Origin of the sequence: Nonomuraea recticatena (assembly GCF_039533245.1) — a bacterium.
Lineage (GTDB): Bacteria > Actinomycetota > Actinomycetes > Streptosporangiales > Streptosporangiaceae > Nonomuraea > Nonomuraea roseola.
Window position 1 is genome coordinate 1 of sequence record NZ_BAAATE010000065.1, and the last position, 18,290, is coordinate 18,290.

Sequence of the window (18,290 nt, forward strand, 5' to 3'; positions counted from 1 at the left end):
GGTTTCGATCAGCGGGGCGCGGCGGCCGGCGTCCTCGCCGAGCTGGCGGACCCAGACGGCCCCGTCGATCGCGTCGCCGGAGGCGGCCGGCCGCGCCTGCCGCGCGCGCCGGTCGGCGTCCTTGCAGTCGCCGCTACAGAACTTGGGCGGGCGGCCGGTCCCGGCCCGCAGCAGCGGCCGCGGTCGCCCGTCGGCGGTGGCCCACTGCGTGGCGCAGCCGGCGTGCGCGCAGCGGCCGTGCGGCGCGGCCTGCTGCTCGTGCGCCGCCGCGCCGGACGATGCCGGGTCGGAGGAAGGTTCCGGGGCATCCGGCGGGCCGGGCGGCGAGCTGTCGGTCATGCCAGAACTCTAACATGCTGCTTTTCGCGAAACACTAAATAATTATGAGATTCGCGAAAATCTAAAAATGGCCGGACGGAGCGCTTCACAGAAGTCCAATTCTGTGAGAAGCTCGATCACCCATGACGAGGAGTGCACCCATGAGCGGTCTGTACGACGACAGCGCCCGCTACGGCCCCGCTTTCGCCGCCGAGGCCCCGACAGTGGTGACCGAGCCGGACGACGGCGGGATTTTCGACGACGGAGCGGTCTACGGACCCATCCGCCAGCAGGCGCTCACCGCGCCTCCAGGCGCTCCGGTGACTGGGCACCGGGCACGGAGGCGGGGCGGCTGCGGGCGTCGGCAGCGGTCCGGCACACCGGCATGATCGAATACACCGACGTCGCCGCCTCTCCGCCGCCTCCCCTGGCGGCAGGCCCGCACCCAGAGCGCGGGGACGTGCTCGAGCCGAGCGCGCTGCTGCCGCCCGGCCGCGTCGCGGCCGCGACGCCCGTCGGCCCCCTCGCCCCGCACGCGCGCGGGTCCGCTGCCCCGCCACCGGCGCCGCTGGTGGCCAGCGTCGGCGACATCGCCGGGCTGCGGCTCCGGCGGGCCCGGCGCGACGGCGGCGAGGTGCCCGGCGCCGACGTCGACCTCGTCGACGCCCTGGACCGGCGCACCTGGAGCGTCGTCGCCGCCTGGCTGGCCGACTCCCCGCTGGCCAGCACCCGGCAAACCCGCCTGCAGGTCCTCGCGGCCTTCCTGCGCTGGCTGCAGAGCCTCACACCGGAGGTGCCGCTGCTGGCGGTCACGGAGGACCACCTGATCGCCTACCGGGACGCGGCCGGCAATGGCCTGCTGACCGTCGGGGTGCGCATCCCCGGCAAGCCGCTCGCTGCCCGCACCATCGCGAAGCTGCGCAACAACCTGTCGAGCTTCTACACCTACGCGCGCCGCCGCAAGGTCATCGATGCCAACCCGGCCACCGACGTCCGGGCGCCCCGAGTCTCCAGCGAGGGCAGCACCGAGGCGCTCATCCCGGCGGCGCACCAGCAGGTCCGAGAGGGTATCGCCAAGCTGGCCGGGCAAGGGCACCTGGCCGAGGCGGCGGTGATCGCGCTTCTCGACGACATCGGTGCCCGTGCCGGAGCGGTGAGCCGACTCACCGTCGGCGACATCCGCACCGTCACCGCGACCGATGGCAGCCGGCACACCGTGGTGCGCTTCATCAACAAGGGCGGCAAAACGGTGGAGCTGCCGATCGCCAGCGAGCTCGGCCGCACCCTCATGCAGCGACTCGGCGCGGGCCGTGCGGCCACCGAGCTGTTGTTCACCCGTGACGACGGCGGCCCCATCGACCGCTGGTGGATCAGCGCCGCGCTCACCGCGGCCGCGATCGCCGGCGGCATGCCCGCGCAGGAAGCCGCGGCTCTGCACCCGCACATGCTGCGTGCCACGACCATCACCGAACTCCTGGACGCCGGAGCCCGGCCCGAAGAAGTTCAAGCTGCCGCGCAGCACGCCTCCATCGAGACCACCTTCCGGTACAAGGGCCGCAACAAGAGCCTGATCGGGCACGTGCTCTATCGGCGCCAGGAGAGCTCTGAGTCGAGCTAGAGCGAGGCCGAGGAGAGCCACTCGGGATGACCACGAGGGCCGAACTCGGCGGCGGGGGCTGGCGGCCGTTGCGGCTCGCGCAACTGCGCGAGCTGGGGCTGACGCCCTGAGCGATCCTGCGCGCAGGTGGAGGAGGCGGTGGTGGGCGTGATGGCCCGCGCACGGCGCGGGCCGTCGTCATCGTCGTGCAAAGGTGCAGCTGTTCGGGCTGTGGCCTGCGGCTTCATCGTGGAGTGTTCGGGTGATCATGTTGACAGCGCGATCGATGTCCTGCGGCATGAGGTCCGCTCGTGCGGACAGCCGCAGCCGTGAGATTCCGTCCGGGACCGATGGCGGGCGGAAGCAGCCGACCGCGATTCCGGCGTCCCGGCAGGCGATGGCCCACCGCACGGCAGTGTCGGCGTTCTCGGCGCGTTTCTAGCCCGGGGATGGGCGTGGCCGTGGTAGGGCCGTTCTACAACCTTCCCTGAACGATCTTGTCGGGATCGCCCAGCGGGTGCCGCCGACGGCCTGGCGGAGGATCGAGGCATGGAACTGTTGACCACGCTAGTGGATAAGGGGCTGCGCGGACAGGCGCCGACGCGCGAGGAGGCCCTGGCCGTGCTGGCGACCTCCGACGACGAACTGCTCGATGTGGTGGCTGCGGCCGGGAAGGTGCGACGGAAGTGGTTCGGCCGTCGGGTCAAGCTCAACTACCTCGTCAACCTGAAGTCGGGCCTGTGTCCTGAGGACTGCTCGTACTGCTCACAGCGGCTGGGCTCGCGGGCGTCCACGCCTACAACCACAACCTCAACACCTCCGAAGACGAGTACGGCAAGATCTGCACCACGCACGGATTCGCCGATCGGGTGGACACCGTCCGGCGTTCGCGTGAGGCAGGCATGTCGGCCTGCTCCGGCCTGATCGCCGGGATGGGTGAGAGCGACGCCGATCTGGTGGACGTGGTCTTCGCGCTGCGAGAACTCGAGGTGGACTCGGTGCCGGTGAACTTCCTGATCCCCTTCCAGGCCCTCCGCTCCCGAAGGTGGCCCCAGCCCCAAAGTAGCGGTGAGCTAGATCACGGTTGCGGTTCGTGGTCGTCACGAATCGCGCGTACCGGGGCGTAGGGGGTGTTCCCCGTTCGATCGTGTTGCCCTGTTCTCGGGGGGTCGGTCGGGCGAAGGGAGCGGCGGGGATGCGTCGAGAGTGGGAGCCGGAGGAGCTGATCGCGGCCTGGACGCTGCTGGATGGCGACTGGGAGCTGGTGGGGAACAAGACCGGTGCGACGCGTCTGGGCTTCGGTATGTTGCTGAAGTTCTTCGAGCAGGAGGGACGGTTCCCGCGGCACGCGGGCGAGGTGCCCAAGGCTGCCGTCGACTACGTGGCGGGGCAGGTGAAGGTCGATCCGGCGCTGTTCGCGGAGTATCGGTGGTCGGGGTCGACGATTGAGTACCACCGGGCGCAGGTGCGGGAGGCCCTGGGGTTCCGGGAGTCGACCCGGGCGGATGAGGACGTGCTGGCCGGGTGGCTGGCGGAGGAGATCTGTCCGATGGTGTTCACCGACGAGGGGCTGCGGGCGGCGCTGCTGGCCCGCTGCCGGACGTTGAAGATCGAGCCGCCGGGCCGGGTGGAGCGGATCGTGGGTGCGGGCAGGGCGCGGTTCGAGCGGGAGTTTTGCCTGCATGTGCTGAACGGGTTGTCGGCGGACTCGGCGCGGTCGCTGTGGGAGCTGGCCACGGGTGAGGACGGGTTCCTGCTGGAGTTGAAGTCTGACCCCGGGCGGCTGGGGCTGGAGACTCTGTTGGAGGAGGTCGTCAAGCTGCGGCGGGCGAAGGCTTTGGGGCTGGCGGTGGATCTGTTCGGCGGGTATTCGGATCGGTTGGTGGCCTCGTGGCGGGCGAGGGCGATGGCCTCGCATCCGTCGGACTTCGCGGCCAATCCGCCGGCGATCCGGTTGATGTTGATGGCGGCACTGGCCTGGTCGCGGACGACGGAGATCACGGACGCGCTGGTCGATCTGTTCATCGGCCTGGTGTCGAAGATCAACACTCGGGCAGAGCGGAAGGTCGAGCGGGCGATCGAGGTGGAGGCCAAGAAGGTGCACCGCAAGACCGAGAAGCTGTTCTCGCTCGCCGAAGCGTCGCTGCGGGCGCCGGAGGGCACCGTCCGGCAGGTGGTGTTCCCCGCGGTGCCGGGCGGGGAGGCGACGCTGCAGGCGCTGGTGGCCGAGGCGAAAGCGGACGCCAAGACGTTCAAGGCCCAGGTGCGCACCGTGCTGACCAGCTCCTACACCTCCTACTACCGGCGGATGCTGCCCAAGCTGCTGGCCGCGATCGAGTTCAAGTGCAACAACACCGCCTACCGGCCGGTGATGGACGCCCTGGACCTGCTGCAGCGCTACGCCGACATCCCGAACACCACCCGCCACTACGACGCCTCGGAGAACGTGCCCATCCAAGGGGTAGTGCCGGACGGCTGGCTGGAAGCGGTCGTCGACGACAACGGGGTCATCGAGCGGGCCTCCTACGAGCTGTGCGTGATCGTGTCACTGAAGGACGCGCTGCGCCGCCGCGAGATCTACGTCGCCGGCGCCCGCCGCTGGCGCAACCCCGAAGAGGACCTGCCGGCCGACTTCGAGGACAACCGGGACGTCCACTACGAGAACCTGCGCCAGCCGCTGGATGACAGCGTGTTCATCGCCACGCTGAAGGAGGCGATGCGCGCATCGATGGCGGCCTGCGGCCAGGCGGTCACCAGGAACAAGTCCGGCGGCGCGAAGGCGAAGACGCACCGCGGCGAGCCGCGCTGGCACATCCCCGACCTGGGCAAGCTGAAGGTCCCGGAGAACCTGCGCGCGCTGCACACCGAGGTCGCCGCCCGCTGGGGGATCATCGACCTGCTGGACTTCCTGAAGGAGTCGGACTTCGTCACCGACTTCACCGACGCCTTCACCACGGTCGCGACCAGGGAGGCGACCCCGCGCGAGGTGATCCGCAAACGCCTGCTGCCGGTCCTGTACGCGCTCGGCACGAACGTGGGGATCAAACGGGTCGCCGACGGCGGCCGACACGGCGAGAGCGAGGCCGCGCTGCGCGCCACTCGGCACCTGTTCGTCAACCGCGACAACCTGCGCGCGGCGATCGCCACGTTGGTGAATGCCACCTTGAGGATGCGGGATTCGCTGTGGTGGGGCAACGGCACCGCGTGCGCGTCGGACTCGAAGAAGTTCGGGTCATGGTCGTCGAACCTGATGACCGAGTACCACGCCCGGTATGGCGGCCCCGGTGTCATGATCTATTGGCATGTGGACCGCAAGTCGGTGTGCGTCTACTCCCAGCTGCGTTCCTGCAACGCCTCAGAGGTCGCCGCGATGATGGAGGGCGTGCTGCGGCACTGCACCGACGCCACCATCGACCGCCAGTACACAGATAGTCATGGCCAGTCCCTGGTCGGGTTCGCGTTCTCCTACTTGCTGGGGTTCAAACTGCTGCCGCGGATGAAGAACATCGCCCGGCAGAAGCTGGTGAAGGCCGACGCCGATGACCAGGTCCCGTCATGCCTGACCGGCATGGTGGCCGACAAGCCGATCGACTGGGAGATCATCGCTCAGCAGTACGACCAGATGGTGAAATACGCCACCGCCCTGCGGCTGGGCACGGCCGAGGCCGAGCAGGTGCTGCGACGCTTCACCCGCGGCGGCCCCAAGCACCCCACCTACAAGGCCATCGAGGAACTCGGCAAGGCGGTCAAGAGCGTGTTCGTCGCCGAGTACGTCGCTTCGCAGGAACTGCGCCGCGAGATCCATGAGGGTCTGAAGGTCGTGGAGAACTGGAACTCCGCCAACACCGACCTGTTCTACGGCAGCGCCGGCACCATCCCCGGCAGCGACAAGGAGCATCAGGAGGTCTCCATGCTCAGCCTTCACCTGCTGCAGTCGGCGCTGGTCTTCATCAACACTTTGCTGGTTCAGTCCGTCCTCAAGGACCCCGCCTGGCAGAAGAAGATGACCGACGCCGACAAGCGAGGACTTTCGCCACTGTTCTGGTCCAACGCCAACCTGTACGGCACGATCGACATCGACATGGGCCGCCGTCTTGACCTCGATCTGGTCGCCTGACATCCCTTCCCGTCGATCACGCCGATGGCCGAGGCAGCGCGCCCTGGCCGGGTAGCAGGTCGGCCAGGGCGGTTCGCACGGCCGCCCGGCTCACCCCATGAGCCCGTGCCAGGGCCGCGATCGAGGTGCCCTCGTGGAAGGCCGCCCGCACGTCCTCGCGCCGGTCACCGTCCAGCGCGGGCGGCCGGCCGCGGTAGCGGCCTTCGGCCTCGGCGGCGGCGATCCCCTCGACGGTGAGCTCGTTCTGGATGTCACGTTGGAACTGGCCGACGGCGGTGATCACGTTGATGATGACGGCGGTGGTGGCGTCGCCTGCGGCCAGGTCGTGGAAGTTCGATAGCGGTCCGGACAGGACGCGCAGGGCGACGCCGCGGGCGTGGCACCAGTTGCGGACGGCGTGGATGTCGAGCAGGTCGCGGCAGAGTCGGAACAGCTCCGAGACCGTCAGGGTGTCGCCGGGGTGCGCCTTGGCGGCGATCTTGCCGAACTCGGGCCGGTCGAGGGCAGGGATCTTGGAGGTGGTGGCGGGGTCCTCGAAGAGGAGGACGCCGTCGGCCGGCCGGAATCCCTCGGCGACGCCTTCGGTGCGCACGAGAAGGCCGGCCTCGGTGAGGATGTGGCGCTGCCGTAGCAGGGACTGGGTCGCGGTGGAGACGCGGGAGTAGACGATCTGCACCGGGCTCTCCTCGGGAAGGGCTGGAGCCCGATTGCCTGTCGGAAAATCCTGTCGTCAATTCGTGCGCGGAACCGGCCATCTGACGTCACGGTTCGTCACTGGATGTCTGGTTTTCAAGGGGGCTTGCGGGGCCCAATCAGAGGGTGTCGTTAAATCTTCTAATCCCGACACTTCGCGAGGCATCACCCCGAGATCAATTTCTGCTTGGGTCTGATGATCTCCTTTTCGGTCATCGTGCGGGGGCCGGTGTGTCCGTCCCCGCTGGACGCACCTCACTGTCGGGCGCCCGGTGTTCCGGGGCGGGAGGGCGTCCGCGCCCGCCTCTGTCCCGTGCGCGTCCCGGAACCGATATTCGGTTGGTGATCTCCGCGGCCTTCGATACGGTTTCGGCCATGCGTCGCGTGGCGCCCGCGTGTCCGCTGTGGCCTCCTACGCCCCTGTGACAACGCGTTCACCGACAGGACTACACCATGAACGATCTCACCTCGGCGCGCCCCCGTTCTCTCTGGCGGCAGCGCGACTTCCGGCTGCTGCTGGGCGGGCGGCTGGTCTCGCAGTTGGGCGACCAGCTCCAGTCCCTCGCGCTGCCCCTGCTCGTCGTGGCCCTGACCGGGTCCTCGACGCAGGCCGGCATCGTCCTCGGCCTCCAGACCGTCGTCTATCTCGTCTTCGGTCTCGTGGCCGGCGCCCTGGCCGACCGCTGGGACCGCAAGGCCACGATGCTCTGGTGCGAGACGGGCCGCGGCGTCCTGACCGCCACCGTTCCCGTGGCCGCCGCCTTCGGGGTGCTGGGCATGCCGCAGCTCTACGCGGTCGCGGTGCTGAACGGCCTGCTCAGCACCCTGTTCGGAGCGGCGAACAGCTCGGCGTTGCCGAACATCGTCGCCAAGGGCGACCTCACCGCGGCGCTCGGCGCGGTCGGGGCCATGTCCAGCACTCTGCGGATCGTCGGCGCGTCCGTGGCCGGCATCGTGTACACCCTGGGCCGGATGGTGCCGTTCGCGTTCAACGCCGTCTCGTTCCTAGCCTCGGCCGCCTCCCTATGGGGCATCCGCGCGGGCTTCCAGCAGGAACGGGCCCCTACCCCGGCGACGCCGCGCGAGCTCCTCGCCGACGTCGGCCACGGTTTGTCGTGGTTGTGGCGCAAGCCGGTGATCCGGACGCTGGCCCTGCTCGATGCCGGAGACAGCCTGCGATTCGGCACCGGCTTCCTCCTGATCATCGTGCTGGCCCAGGACCTGCGCGCGAACCCCGTACAGCTCGGCATCGTCTTCACCGGCGCCGGGGCCGGTGCCCTGCTCGGCAGCCTGCTAGCTCCGGCGCTCACCCGCCGGTTCCCGCTCGGGGCGCTGTCGATCACCATGTTGTGGGTCGAGGCGCTGGTCTTCCCCTTCTACGCGCTGGCGCCGACGTGGTGGCTGCTCCTGGTCGTGGCGTTCGCCGAGTCGGTGGTGTCGCCGGTCTACAACGTCGCGCTGGACTCCTACCGGCTCGGCGTCACCCCCGACGCGATCCGCGGCCGGGTCACCAGCGCCATCGACACCCTTACCGGCGGAGCCGCCGCCGTGGGGACGATGGCCAGCGGGGCATTGATCGCGCTGCTGGGGGCGCCGGTGCTGACCTACGTCCTGGCGGGGTGGCTGGCGGTGCTCGCGCTTGTGGCGACGCTGAGCAGGACGGTCCGTACGGCGACGATCTGACCCGTGGGTCTCAGACGCGCAGGCCGGCCGAGCACCTGCGCGAGCTCGGCGCCATCCGCACCGACGCCGCCCACCACGCCTTCGCCACGGTGCCCCGCCACCTGTTCATCACCGGCTTCTACGCCGACGGGGACGCAACCCCGCCTCGGGGACCCGTCCGGTGAGGATCTGCTGGATCATCTACTCCGACGTCGCGCCAACCGCAACGTGATCACTCACAAAGCTACTTTGGGGCTGGGGCCACCTTCGGGAGCGGGGGGCCTCCAGGGGACTCCGTTGTCGCAGACGTGGGAGCTCACCCCGCAGCGGTGCCTGCGGATCCTGGCGATGGTGCGCTTCGTCTGCCCGGACGTGGAGGTCCGCCTGGCCGGGGGCAGGGAGATCCACCTGCGCAGCCTGCAGCCCCTGGCCTTGCACATCGTCAACTCGGTCTTCCTCGGCGACTATCTGACCAGCGAGGGACAGCCCGGCAAGGCCGACCAGGAGATGATCAAGGACCTCGGCTTCGCGGTGGAGGAACTGGGGTCCGCCAGGCTACCCGAGCACCGCGGCGCGGCCGCGCCCGCCCAGCCTGGGAAGCACGGCGACGCGTCGGCCGCCGAGTCCGCACGCACCGACCTGGTGGCGTTGCGCCGCCGCGGTGCCGGTACCGACCTGGCGCCCAATGCGTGACCCCCGGCCCGTCCCGGAGCTGCTGGAGCTGGACCGGACCCACGTGTGGCATCCATACGCGCCAATGCCGGGCCGTCAGGCCCCGCTGCTGGTGGAATCGGCCTCCGGGGTACGACTGCGGCTGGCAGAGCCGGTCGAGGGCCACATGGAGCTGGTGGACGCGATGTCCTCCTGGTGGGCCGCCATCCACGGCTACGGACACCCCGTCCTGGACGCCGCGGTACGCGACCAGCTGGGCCGGATGAGCCACGTCATGTTCGGCGGACTCACCCACGAGCCCGCGATCCACCTCGCCACCCGCCTGGCGGAGATCACCCCAGATCCGCTGGAGCACGTCTTCCTGGTCGACTCGGGCTCGGTCGCGGTCGAGGTGGCGGTCAAGATGTGCCTGCAGTACTGGCGGTCGCTCGGCCACCCGGACAAACAACGCCTGCTGACCTGGCGTGGCGGATACCACGGTGACACCTTCCAGCCGATGTCCGTGTGCGACCCCGAGGGTGGCATGCACTCCCTGTGGACTGGCGTGCTGCCGCGACAGGTCTTCGCCGACGCCCCGCCCGCGGGCTTCGACGCCGAGCCCGACCCCGCCTACACTGCGCACCTGGCCGAGCTCATCGAACGGCACGCGCACGAGGTCGCGGCCGTCATCGTCGAACCGGTGGTGCAGAACGCTGGCGGCATGCGCTTCCTGTCACCCGGCTACCTGCGGGTGCTGCGCGAGCTGTGCGACACGCATGGGGTCCTTCTCGTGTTCGACGAGATCGCCACCGGCTTCGGCCGGACCGGCGCGCTGTTCGCCGCCGACCACGCGGGCGTCGCCCCGGACGTGATGTGCGTGGGCAAAGCGCTCACCGGCGGCTACCTCAGCATGGCGGCCACCGTGTGCACGCCCGAGGTGGCGCACGGCATCGGCCGCGGCGACTTCCCCGTGCTCGCCCACGGTCCCACGTTCATGGGCAATCCGCTCGCCGCCGCCGTCGCGGGGGCCTCGCTCGACCTCCTGACGGACTGCGCGTGGGAGGGCCAGGTCAAGCGGATCGAGACGGAGCTGCGATCCGGGCTCGCCCCCGCGCGCGGGCTGGGCGGGGTGCGCGACGTCCGCGTGCTCGGCGCCATCGGCGTCGTCCAGCTCGACCACGACGTCGACAGGGTCGCCGCCACCCGCGCCGCCGCGTGTCACGGTGTGTGGATACGTCCGTTCAGGGACCTCGTCTACACCATGCCGCCTTACGTCATCGACGACGCCGACCTCGGTCGCGTCACCACCGCGATGGTCGCGGCCGCCGCGGCGGGCTGACACCTTCGGAGGGGAACGTCCTCATGCGTGTTCTGATCATCACCGGCACCGGGACCGAGATCGGCAAGACCGTGGTCACCGCGGCCGTCGCGGCGCTGGCGGTCGCGGCGGGCCGCCGCGTCGCCGTGCTCAAACCGGCTCAGGCCGGTCTGGCCCCCGGCGAGCTGCGCGACGTGGACGAGGTCGCCCGTCTGGCCGGTCCCGTCACCCGCAGCGAGCTGGCCCGCTACTCGGAGCCGCTCGCGCCAGCCACCGGCGCCCGCAGGAGCGGCCTGGCTCCAGTACACCCTCGCCGAGCCGCGGAGGAGGCCGCCCGGCTCGCGGACGGCCATGACCTCGTCCTGGTCGAAGGCGCGGGCGGGCTCCTCGTGCGCTACGACCCGGACGGCGGCACCATCGCCGACGTCCCCGTCGCGCTGCGCGGCCTCGGCGTGGACGTCTCCGTCCTGCTCGTCACCACCGCCGGGCTGGGCACCCTCAACACCACGGCGCTGACCGCGGAGGCGCTGCGCACCCGTGGTCTCCCTCTGGACGGCCTGGTCATCGGCAGCTGGCCCGCCGCCCCCGACCTGGCCACCCGCTGCAATTTGACCGATCTGCCAGCCGTCGCGAACGCACCTCTCCTGGGGGCCCTGCCAGAACGCTGCGCGAAACACGATCGCAAAGCGTTCCTCCCCATAGCCCGCGCCTGTCTCGCCCCAGAACTCGGCGGCACTTGGAATCACCCCGAATTCCTTGCCCAACATCCCGAAACCGGTCAAATGTGAGTCGAATGCCTTTAGCGCGTGACGGTATAGGAGGTGCTTGGCTTGTCCGTCGTCGCGTTCCCCGGCCAGCCCGACCCGGCCCCGGTCGGCCCGACGACCGCGACAGCAGTCGACCGCTTCCTCGCCTCCACACCGCGGCCACGACCCGCGCCGGCTACACCGAGACCTCACGCGGCTGCTCACCGTCACCGGCGCCCAGTTCCCGGCCGCCGCCCTCCAGCCCGAGCACTACGCCGCGGCGACGGAACCGGCACCTATCCGCCCTCACGTCCTTCATCACCTGGCGCCCAGCGCCAGGAGATCCTCGCCACCAACCCGGCCCGGCGGCTGGAGCGCCGCAAGAGTGCCCGCCGCGGCGACCGCTCCATCCCGGCACCCGGCTGGAGACGCTGTTCACCGACACTTCGCACGCCCTACGAGAGGCGGCTCCCGTACGACACTGCGCGCCGAGGAAATCCTCACCCTGAAACATCGAAGACCTCGACCCGGAGTTCCGCCGCGCCCGCGTCACCTCCAAGGGCGGCGCCCTCGAATACGTGCACTGGGCCACCCCCACGGCCCGGCTGCTGCCCCGACTGCTGGCCGGCCGCACGAGCGGGCCGGTGTTCCTGGCCGACCGGCGCGCTCCCACCTCCGGCCCCAGAGCGCCGGCGGACGGCGACATTGACCCCACCACCCGGCGCGGCCGGCTGCCCTACGCGCGCCGAGTACCTGTTCAAGACCGCCTCCGCCACACTCGACCCACACCGGCGAGGCTGGACCTGTACCAGTTGCGGCACTCGGCGCTCCAGCACCTCGCCCAGGCCGGGCGCAGCGCGCCCGATCTGCAAGCCAAAAGCCGCCACCAGCACCTGGCCAGCCTCGGCCACTACGTGCGACTCGGTGAAGAGACCTCCGCCCGCATCGCCGCCGAAGCCGACCCGTCCAGCGTCGCCGTACCCGCTGACTCCCCCACCACCCGGTAGACCACCGGGTCACGAGCCGTCCCGCACCAGCAGCACCTGATCGTCTTCGGGTCGGGCTCGCCTCGATACCCGGCCTTCACCAGATCGACCTGATACCGCGTGAGCTGCGGCGCGGAGCGCTTGGCCTCGTCGGTGCAGGCGACCAGGAACGGCGCCCCATCGTCTCCCCCCTCGACGACGAACCCGTCATGTCGTTCGCTGAACTCCCGCCGTCCCGCTGTGTGCAACACCGTCCGGATGACCTCAGCGTTCCGATCCCGCACGGTCCACAGCGGCCGACCGCCCGCGCCGTACCCGAACTACGGCTTGTCGTCGCTCACGCCTTCACCGTAAGCGAATCGACACCACAGTCCCAGAGCCGTACACCGTCGCAGGTCAGACAAATCCGTTGGAAATTTCCCCAGGACTACAGCGAAGCCACGTCGGAAACCCTCCTCTACGTCGGGACAATGTTCGAAGCCTCGAGAGAGGACATCATGGGCTACCACGAAGAGCACCGCGCCTTCTGGATCGACCACGAGTACGACCGCGATCGGGCCAGCCTTCCAGGCCTCTCCCACGGTTCCCGCTACGACGCGTACGTGCGCCAGCACTCGCCGAAGCACGGGAAGACCGCGACAGCTCGCGAATCGCGGCTCTGGCATGGCGCGTGGCCTCAGAGCCGATCATGGCCCCCGGCTACATCCCATCTCACCGGCGGTCACGGACGCCGCGCTGACCCGCAACTACGAGGACGGGCCGCTCTACGCAACGGCGTCACTGGTGACGGACCGGCCGACTTCGCTGCCGAAGGGACTGCACTCCTGGTGGGGACGGCCGGAGGAACTGGGCAACTTCTACATGCCGGAGGGACGCGACCTGGCGAAGCGGTCGTTCGCAGTGACCGCGACAAAGCTGATGTTCCTGGTGCCCGTCGCCGGGCTGCCCGTGCCACCGTCGGACCTTATGCCGAGCTTGCGCCGCTCGTAAGGCGACGGCATGCGGATGGGGACCGCACGGTGGGGTGCGGCCTCCCGACCCCAACCCTCACGACTGCGCAACCGCCACCGCAGACAGCTCCCGCGCGAGAACCTTAGGCCCGAGAACCATCAGGGCCCGCACCGCGCTCACTTCGCGCGCTGATGCCCACACCCCCTCGCTGGGGGTACGGAAGGCGGTCACGTGGATCCCTTGCCGAGTGAACGCGTCGACGGCCAGGTACCGCATGCCGCCAGTCCCGCACAGGTACGTGCGCGCCCCGCACGCCTTAGCCAGATCTGCGAGCCGGCGTGACCGGCCAAGCCGCGCCGGAAGGTCACTGCTGGACATGATCTGTCCGCGCCAGCCCAGCAGCCTCAGCAGGATCAGCGTGGACGCCTCCGAGATGGCGGCCAGGCGGTCCGTGGTGTTGAACAGCGACAGCAGCGGGCCCAGGCGTTCCTGGAACAACGGCCAGTGGCGGCTGCGGCCGTAGAGCTGCTGGAGCAGCTGCCCCACTCGACGCTGGGAGCGAGCAGGGTCTGCGAGCAGGGCGTCCCCGATGAGCGTCGGCTGGCCCTCGGGCAGGTGCGTGGCCAGCGACAGCCACTGCCGCATGCCGGGGTCGGTGAGAGCGGCCAGGCGGGCGCGATGCTGGTAGTCCCGGCGGGCGAACTGCACGTTGTCCAGCACGACCCAGCAGTCCGCGGCCCACAGCTTGGCCAGGGTGGTTAGCCGCGGGAACAGGTTGGGCTGGTGGATGGCGACCCGCCGCGCGCCCGCCAGGAAGGCGTCAGGTGCTGAGAAGGCGGCTGTCGAATCCGGCGCGGAGAAGAGACTCGTAGGCGTCATGCACATCTCCTGGGACGTCCTGCTCGATGGCGAACCCGAGCTTCGGATACTCGATCACCCGCTGGAGGTCGCCGACGAGCATGTCCACGACCAGCTTGTCGTCGCCGATCGCCTTGAGATAGTCGTCGAACTCCAGCGGCTCAGACGCGCACACCACCTCCACCTCCGGCCACACCTGGCGGGCGGTGGCGTACGCCCGGCGCTCCATGTACGGCTTGGAGATCAGCAGCACGCTCCGCGGTTCAATCCCCGCCTCGGCCAGCACCTGCCGCGACAGCGTCACGTTCTGGCCGGTGTTGCCGGCGCGAGTCTCCAGCAGGATCGCTTCGTCGGGCACGCCACGCTCCAGGGCGCGTTCGCGGTAGTGCACGGCCTCCCCTCGGGGGAACCGGGCCGCGGTGGTGCGGCTGGTGGCGCCCGAGAAGACCAACGTGGGGAACATGCCGGCGTGGTAGAGGTCGGAGGCGACGTCGGCCACACCCAGGTCGTGGCTGCCCAGCCCGATCGCCGCGTCACACGGCCGCGGCTGGTGGCGCATCTGGTGGTAGTCCCAGATCAGCAGAGCCTGCCTGCGCTGCTCATCAGTGACGGTCCGCTGTGCTGCGTCGCTGGTCACTCGTGTATCTCCCTGATCACCGTAACCGCCGGGGCGTCCGCCCCTTGGCTGAGCCGTCGAATGTCCTCGATCGCGCGCAGCTGATGGACCAGGCCAACCTTCGTGGCCACCTGCGCCGCCCGCTCGAGGGTCTTCAGCCCATCATCTACGGTGGCCGGGTCGGAGATCAGGATGTGCCCGTATGCGGTGTCCAGCCGTACCCGCTGCAACGGCGCATCGCTCACTGCTGTCGAGCGGGCGACGTCGATCAGCGCCAGGGCGCCGTTCAGGTCGCCGGCGCCGCGGCGGGCCAGGGCGAGCTTCTGGTGGGCGGCGGACCAGTCGTCGGGCTCGTTCAGGTCCTCGAAGTCGCGGATGGCGACGGTCATGACGCGTGCGGCGTAGTCGTGCTCGCCGCCTTTGCTCAGCGCGGTGCCCACCCACAGGCGGGCGCGGGCTCGGTCTCGGCGGCTGAGCCGGTCATCGACGGCGAGGGACTCGTACTGGTGGGCGGCCGCGTCGAGTTTGCCGGACATCTCGGTGACCACCGCCAGGGAGAGGTCGAGCTGGGCGACCCTGCGGGGGATGTCGAGCTGGGTGAACGCCGAATGCGCGTCGATGTAGTTGTGCCGCGCGGACAGCGGCCCGAGGAGAGTGCCCTGGTCGCGGTGGAGGTCGCCGAGCAGCGTGGTGGAGCGGGCGAACAGATACAGGCCTCGGTCGTCGAGGTCGCGCGGCGAGTACCGGGCGAGCCACCGGGTCAGTAGGTTCTCGGCGAAGGAGAAGCTTTGGCGGCTCAGGGCGACGACGACCCGGTCGAGGTCGTCGGCCCAGGTCTCGTACTCCCACAGCCGCGGACCGGCCGTGGTGACGCGCAAGCCGATCTCGGTTGACCGGCTGAGCTCGGACAGCAGCGTCTCGAACCGGAGGTGAGCGGCGGCGTCGGCGCGGCCGAGCGCGACGTCGAGGATCGCCTGGGTGTCCGGCCGAGGCTCTGTCCCGGCGCCGAGCTTCTCCCACTTGGAGACGGTACGGACGGCGACTCCGAGGTGATCAGCGAATGCGCGCACGCTCATCCGCAGCGCACGCCGCAGAGCGTGGGCTTCCAACCCCGTCCACAGGTGCACAGTGGCCACGCGTCGCTCCCTTCTGGCGCCTTCATCGAAACATGTGGAACGCCGTGGTGGGACAGAAGTGCAACGCAAGTGCAACAGTCGATCATTTCGCCGCTACAGGACCGGGGCCAAGCTCGGAGACGTAAGGCAAACGCGCAGCTCAGGACCTGTTGGGACGGGAACCATGACGGAGCCACTCACCGAGCAACGGCCGATGCCCGGCCCGGTCGTGTACGGCTACCTCCGGCTGCTGAGGTCGGCACCCGCCCGCCGTCACGCGCTGCGTGACGCACTCGCCGAGTACTGCCGACAGCACGAGCTGCAGCTCGCGGGAGTCTTCACCGACCGGGGCGGCGGGGCCGCGTTCGCGGGGCTGCTGGACGTCTTGTCTGTGTCGAATTGTCTGTGTCGAACACGTACGGGGTGGTGCTGCCAGCGCTGGCTCATCTGGGGCCGCGCCAGGTCGCTCCTGAGCGTGCGCGGCGGATCACCGGCGTGGGGGCCCGCCTTCTGCTCGTCAGGGGCGGGCGCCTGGTCGAGCGGCGGCGATCCCTGCCCGCTCATCGTGCGACGGGGCTGGCCACGGTCAGCGCTTTCGACGCGGGGCGAGCATGAGCGGCAGCGCGCGCCATGGCTGTGCAGGACAGGGCGTGGCTGGTGATGTGGCGGCCGTACGGGCGCGTCTTCACCGCCTGGCACATGGCCGACCCGAGACGCTGCGTGACTGTGGAGGCTCCCACCGAACACCAGCTGCGCCTGCGCATGGCAGACGCTGAACTTGAGCTCTGGCGAACCTCGTTCATCCCCACACAGGCGCGGCCCACCCCAGCTCAGCGGCCCGCCGGCGAGGTCCGCCAGTCCCCTACCTCCGACCCCGGGAGCTGCTCCCGCCTGCGTGATCACCGCCCGGGCGGCACGCCTCCCGCGGTCGGAGGCACCACCGAAGGCAGAAGCCATGAACTCGATCATGCTGTGGGCCCTGGGGCGCCCCAGGCCGCCCCGCTCCGAGCCCCTTTCCGCTGCCAGCGACACCCCAGCCCACCCGCCGAAGGAGGTGACGGCCGCTCCTCCCGCGCACGATCCAGCACCTGACCGTCACCCATGATGGGAGTGCACATGACCACCCCGACGACGGAGCAGCCCGCCCAGGCTGACGTCATCGACCCGACCGCCGCCATCTCTACGCCGCTGTTCGAGCGGCTCGTGGCCCGTATCCTCGCCGACCACCCCGCCTTCGACGACGCCCACGCCCGCCGCGTCATGACGCAGGCGCTGGCGTTCCTGATGGCGTGCGGGGCCAACCCCGGCGCCCGCCTCGCCCCGTCCCCTCAGGTGGACGTGGGCTGGCACACCTTCATCCTCTTCACCCACGACTACACCCGCTTCTGCAACCAGGTCGCGGGACGGATGATCCACCACGCGCCCGACGACGAGCCTGCCACCGGCGCCGCAGCGGTGGACAGGATCGGCGCGACCATCGAGGCGATGCGCGCCGCGCACCTGCCCGTCGATCTGGAACTGTGGCTGCACGAGGCCAAGTGCAGCCAGTGTCATCAGGGCTGTTTCGACGACCCCGCCCCGGAGGCATGACGTGACCCGACTCGACTGGGAAGACCTGCCCGACTCCGTCCGCGCCGCGGTCCAGGACCGGTGCGGCGCCGTCGTCAAGGTCGAGACCGCGACCAGCGGCATCATGCCGGGCGTCGCCGCCCGCCTGCACACCGAACGCGGCAGCGTGTTCCTCAAGGCCATCAACGCCGACAACACCGCCGCGTTCCTGCATACCCGTGAACAGTGGGCCTCCCGCGCTCTACCCGCCGCCGTGGCCGCGCCGCGCCTGCTGTGGAGCGACCTGGTCGACGGCTGGCACGTGATGGGCTTCGAGTATCTCGAGCACGCCCGCGAGGCCGACCTGTCACCAGGCTCCCCAGATCTACACCCGGTGCTCGCCACAGTGGCCAACCTCGGCCGCGTCCTCACGCCATGCCCCGCTGGCGCTCGCAGCGTCACCGAGAACATCGCGCCGTTGCAGGCCAAGGGCAAGCACCTCATGGACAAGGACGCTCTCGGCGACGACCACGGCCTGTACAAGGCCGCGCTCGACGGCCTGGACCTGGCCGCGGTGGAGGGGGACACGTTCCTCCACTACGACCTCAGCCCGAGCAACCTGCTGCTCACCCCGGCAGGGGTGCGGGTGATCGACTGGTCGTTCGCGGCACGCGGCGCCGCATGGGTGGAACCCGTCATGCTCGCCCCCCGCCTCATCGAGGCCGGCCACACCCCCGCCCAGACCGAGGACCTACTGGAGCTGGTGCCCGCCTGGCGGACAGCCCCGCCCGCCGCGGTGACTGGACTCGTCGCATTGTGGACGCTGTTCCGGCTCTACAAGGCCCAGTTCGGTCCCCAGGACGGCCGCGCTTTCCGGGCCCGCGCCGCTGAGGCGGGTCGCGCCTGGCTCCGCTTCCGGCTCGGCGTCGTCTGACCTTGCTGAGCCGGGAACCCGGGCGTGAGGCGCTCGGCGTTCGTTCTGGACCGGCTCGACGGCGCCGACCTCGAGTTCATCACCCACCTTTACCGGCACGCCCTCCGCGCCGACCTGGCGGTGTTCCTGCTCGGCGACCCGGAAGTGTGCCTGCGCCGAGCCCAGGAACGCGGCACCTAC

General features: G+C 70.1%; 15 protein-coding genes and 2 pseudogenes. 12 read left to right on the plus strand and 5 right to left on the minus strand.

The window, feature by feature from the left end; all coding sequences use genetic code 11:
- A partial coding sequence (locus ABFX50_RS49120; RefSeq protein ID WP_346157846.1) for a hypothetical protein occupies positions 1-339 on the minus strand: 339 nt, incomplete at its 3' end.
- A gap of 140 nt (positions 340-479) precedes the next feature.
- Between ABFX50_RS49120 and ABFX50_RS49125 the strand changes: the two genes are divergently transcribed.
- The 4 genes and pseudogenes from ABFX50_RS49125 to ABFX50_RS49140 all read left to right on the plus strand — a co-directional run bounded on the left by ABFX50_RS49125 (position 480) and on the right by ABFX50_RS49140 (position 6,032).
- On the plus strand, positions 480-707 hold the full coding sequence (locus ABFX50_RS49125; RefSeq protein WP_346157848.1) for a hypothetical protein: 228 nt from the start codon (positions 480-482) through the stop codon (positions 705-707).
- Entirely contained in the window at positions 704-1,936 is a 1,233-nt protein-coding gene (locus ABFX50_RS49130; protein ID WP_346157850.1) for a tyrosine-type recombinase/integrase, read from the plus strand. The genes ABFX50_RS49125 and ABFX50_RS49130 overlap by 4 nt, the downstream gene beginning before the upstream one ends.
- A 528-nt stretch (positions 1,937-2,464) precedes the next feature.
- Positions 2,465-2,943 (plus strand): annotated as a pseudogene (locus ABFX50_RS49135) (biotin synthase BioB); the annotation flags it as partial.
- A 167-nt stretch (positions 2,944-3,110) separates the two neighbouring features.
- Positions 3,111-6,032 carry a Tn3 family transposase gene (locus tag ABFX50_RS49140; protein WP_346157853.1) on the plus strand — a complete coding sequence of 974 codons (2,922 nt, stop codon included), beginning with the start codon at positions 3,111-3,113 and terminating at the stop codon, positions 6,030-6,032.
- A gap of 16 nt (positions 6,033-6,048) precedes the next feature.
- Here the strand turns inward: ABFX50_RS49140 and ABFX50_RS49145 are convergent, their stop codons facing one another.
- Positions 6,049-6,708, minus strand: coding sequence for a recombinase family protein (locus ABFX50_RS49145; RefSeq protein ID WP_346157855.1), 660 nt, complete (start codon positions 6,706-6,708; stop codon positions 6,049-6,051).
- A 470-nt stretch (positions 6,709-7,178) separates the two neighbouring features.
- Between ABFX50_RS49145 and ABFX50_RS49150 the strand changes: the two genes are divergently transcribed.
- The 5 genes and pseudogenes from ABFX50_RS49150 to ABFX50_RS49170 all read left to right on the plus strand — a co-directional run bounded on the left by ABFX50_RS49150 (position 7,179) and on the right by ABFX50_RS49170 (position 12,109).
- Positions 7,179-8,408, plus strand: coding sequence for an MFS transporter (locus tag ABFX50_RS49150; protein ID WP_346157857.1), 1,230 nt, complete (start codon positions 7,179-7,181; stop codon positions 8,406-8,408).
- A 264-nt stretch (positions 8,409-8,672) separates the two neighbouring features.
- Positions 8,673-9,080 (plus strand): annotated as a pseudogene (locus tag ABFX50_RS49155) (biotin synthase BioB); the annotation flags it as partial.
- Complete coding sequence (locus tag ABFX50_RS49160; RefSeq protein WP_346157859.1) at positions 9,073-10,377, plus strand: adenosylmethionine--8-amino-7-oxononanoate transaminase; 1,305 nt, start codon at positions 9,073-9,075, stop codon at positions 10,375-10,377. The pseudogene ABFX50_RS49155 and the gene ABFX50_RS49160, both read left to right, overlap by 8 nt.
- A gap of 23 nt (positions 10,378-10,400) precedes the next feature.
- Positions 10,401-11,144 (plus strand): dethiobiotin synthase, encoded by a 744-nt coding sequence (bioD, locus tag ABFX50_RS49165; RefSeq protein ID WP_346157861.1) that lies wholly within the window; start codon positions 10,401-10,403, stop codon positions 11,142-11,144.
- A gap of 536 nt (positions 11,145-11,680) precedes the next feature.
- Positions 11,681-12,109, plus strand: a complete 429-nt coding sequence (locus ABFX50_RS49170; protein WP_346157864.1) for a hypothetical protein — start codon at positions 11,681-11,683, stop codon at positions 12,107-12,109.
- Between the two features lie 1,026 nt (positions 12,110-13,135).
- On the opposite strand, the gene ABFX50_RS49175 is transcribed toward ABFX50_RS49170, so the two are convergent.
- The 3 genes from ABFX50_RS49175 to ABFX50_RS49185 are packed head-to-tail and all read right to left on the minus strand — an operon-like array spanning position 13,136 to position 15,649.
- Complete coding sequence (locus ABFX50_RS49175) at positions 13,136-13,918, minus strand: WbqC family protein (protein ID WP_346157868.1); 783 nt, start codon at positions 13,916-13,918, stop codon at positions 13,136-13,138.
- Positions 13,860-14,534 carry a YdcF family protein gene (locus tag ABFX50_RS49180; protein ID WP_346157871.1) on the minus strand — a complete coding sequence of 225 codons (675 nt, stop codon included), beginning with the start codon at positions 14,532-14,534 and terminating at the stop codon, positions 13,860-13,862. Before ABFX50_RS49180 ends, ABFX50_RS49175 begins: the two co-directional genes overlap by 59 nt.
- Positions 14,531-15,649 (minus strand): helix-turn-helix domain-containing protein, encoded by a 1,119-nt coding sequence (locus ABFX50_RS49185; protein WP_346157873.1) that lies wholly within the window; start codon positions 15,647-15,649, stop codon positions 14,531-14,533. The genes ABFX50_RS49180 and ABFX50_RS49185 overlap by 4 nt, the downstream gene beginning before the upstream one ends.
- Positions 15,650-16,033: 384 nt before the next feature.
- Between ABFX50_RS49185 and ABFX50_RS49190 the strand changes: the two genes are divergently transcribed.
- The 3 genes from ABFX50_RS49190 to ABFX50_RS49200 all read left to right on the plus strand — a co-directional run bounded on the left by ABFX50_RS49190 (position 16,034) and on the right by ABFX50_RS49200 (position 18,110).
- Entirely contained in the window at positions 16,034-16,243 is a 210-nt protein-coding gene (locus ABFX50_RS49190; protein WP_346157875.1) for a hypothetical protein, read from the plus strand.
- Between the two features lie 501 nt (positions 16,244-16,744).
- On the plus strand, positions 16,745-17,218 hold the full coding sequence (locus tag ABFX50_RS49195) for a glycine-rich domain-containing protein (RefSeq protein ID WP_346157880.1): 474 nt from the start codon (positions 16,745-16,747) through the stop codon (positions 17,216-17,218).
- A 1-nt stretch (position 17,219) separates the two neighbouring features.
- Positions 17,220-18,110: a hypothetical protein gene (locus ABFX50_RS49200; protein WP_346157882.1), complete on the plus strand. Its 891-nt coding sequence runs from the start codon at positions 17,220-17,222 to the stop codon at positions 18,108-18,110.
- The last annotated feature ends 180 nt before the right edge of the window (positions 18,111-18,290 follow it).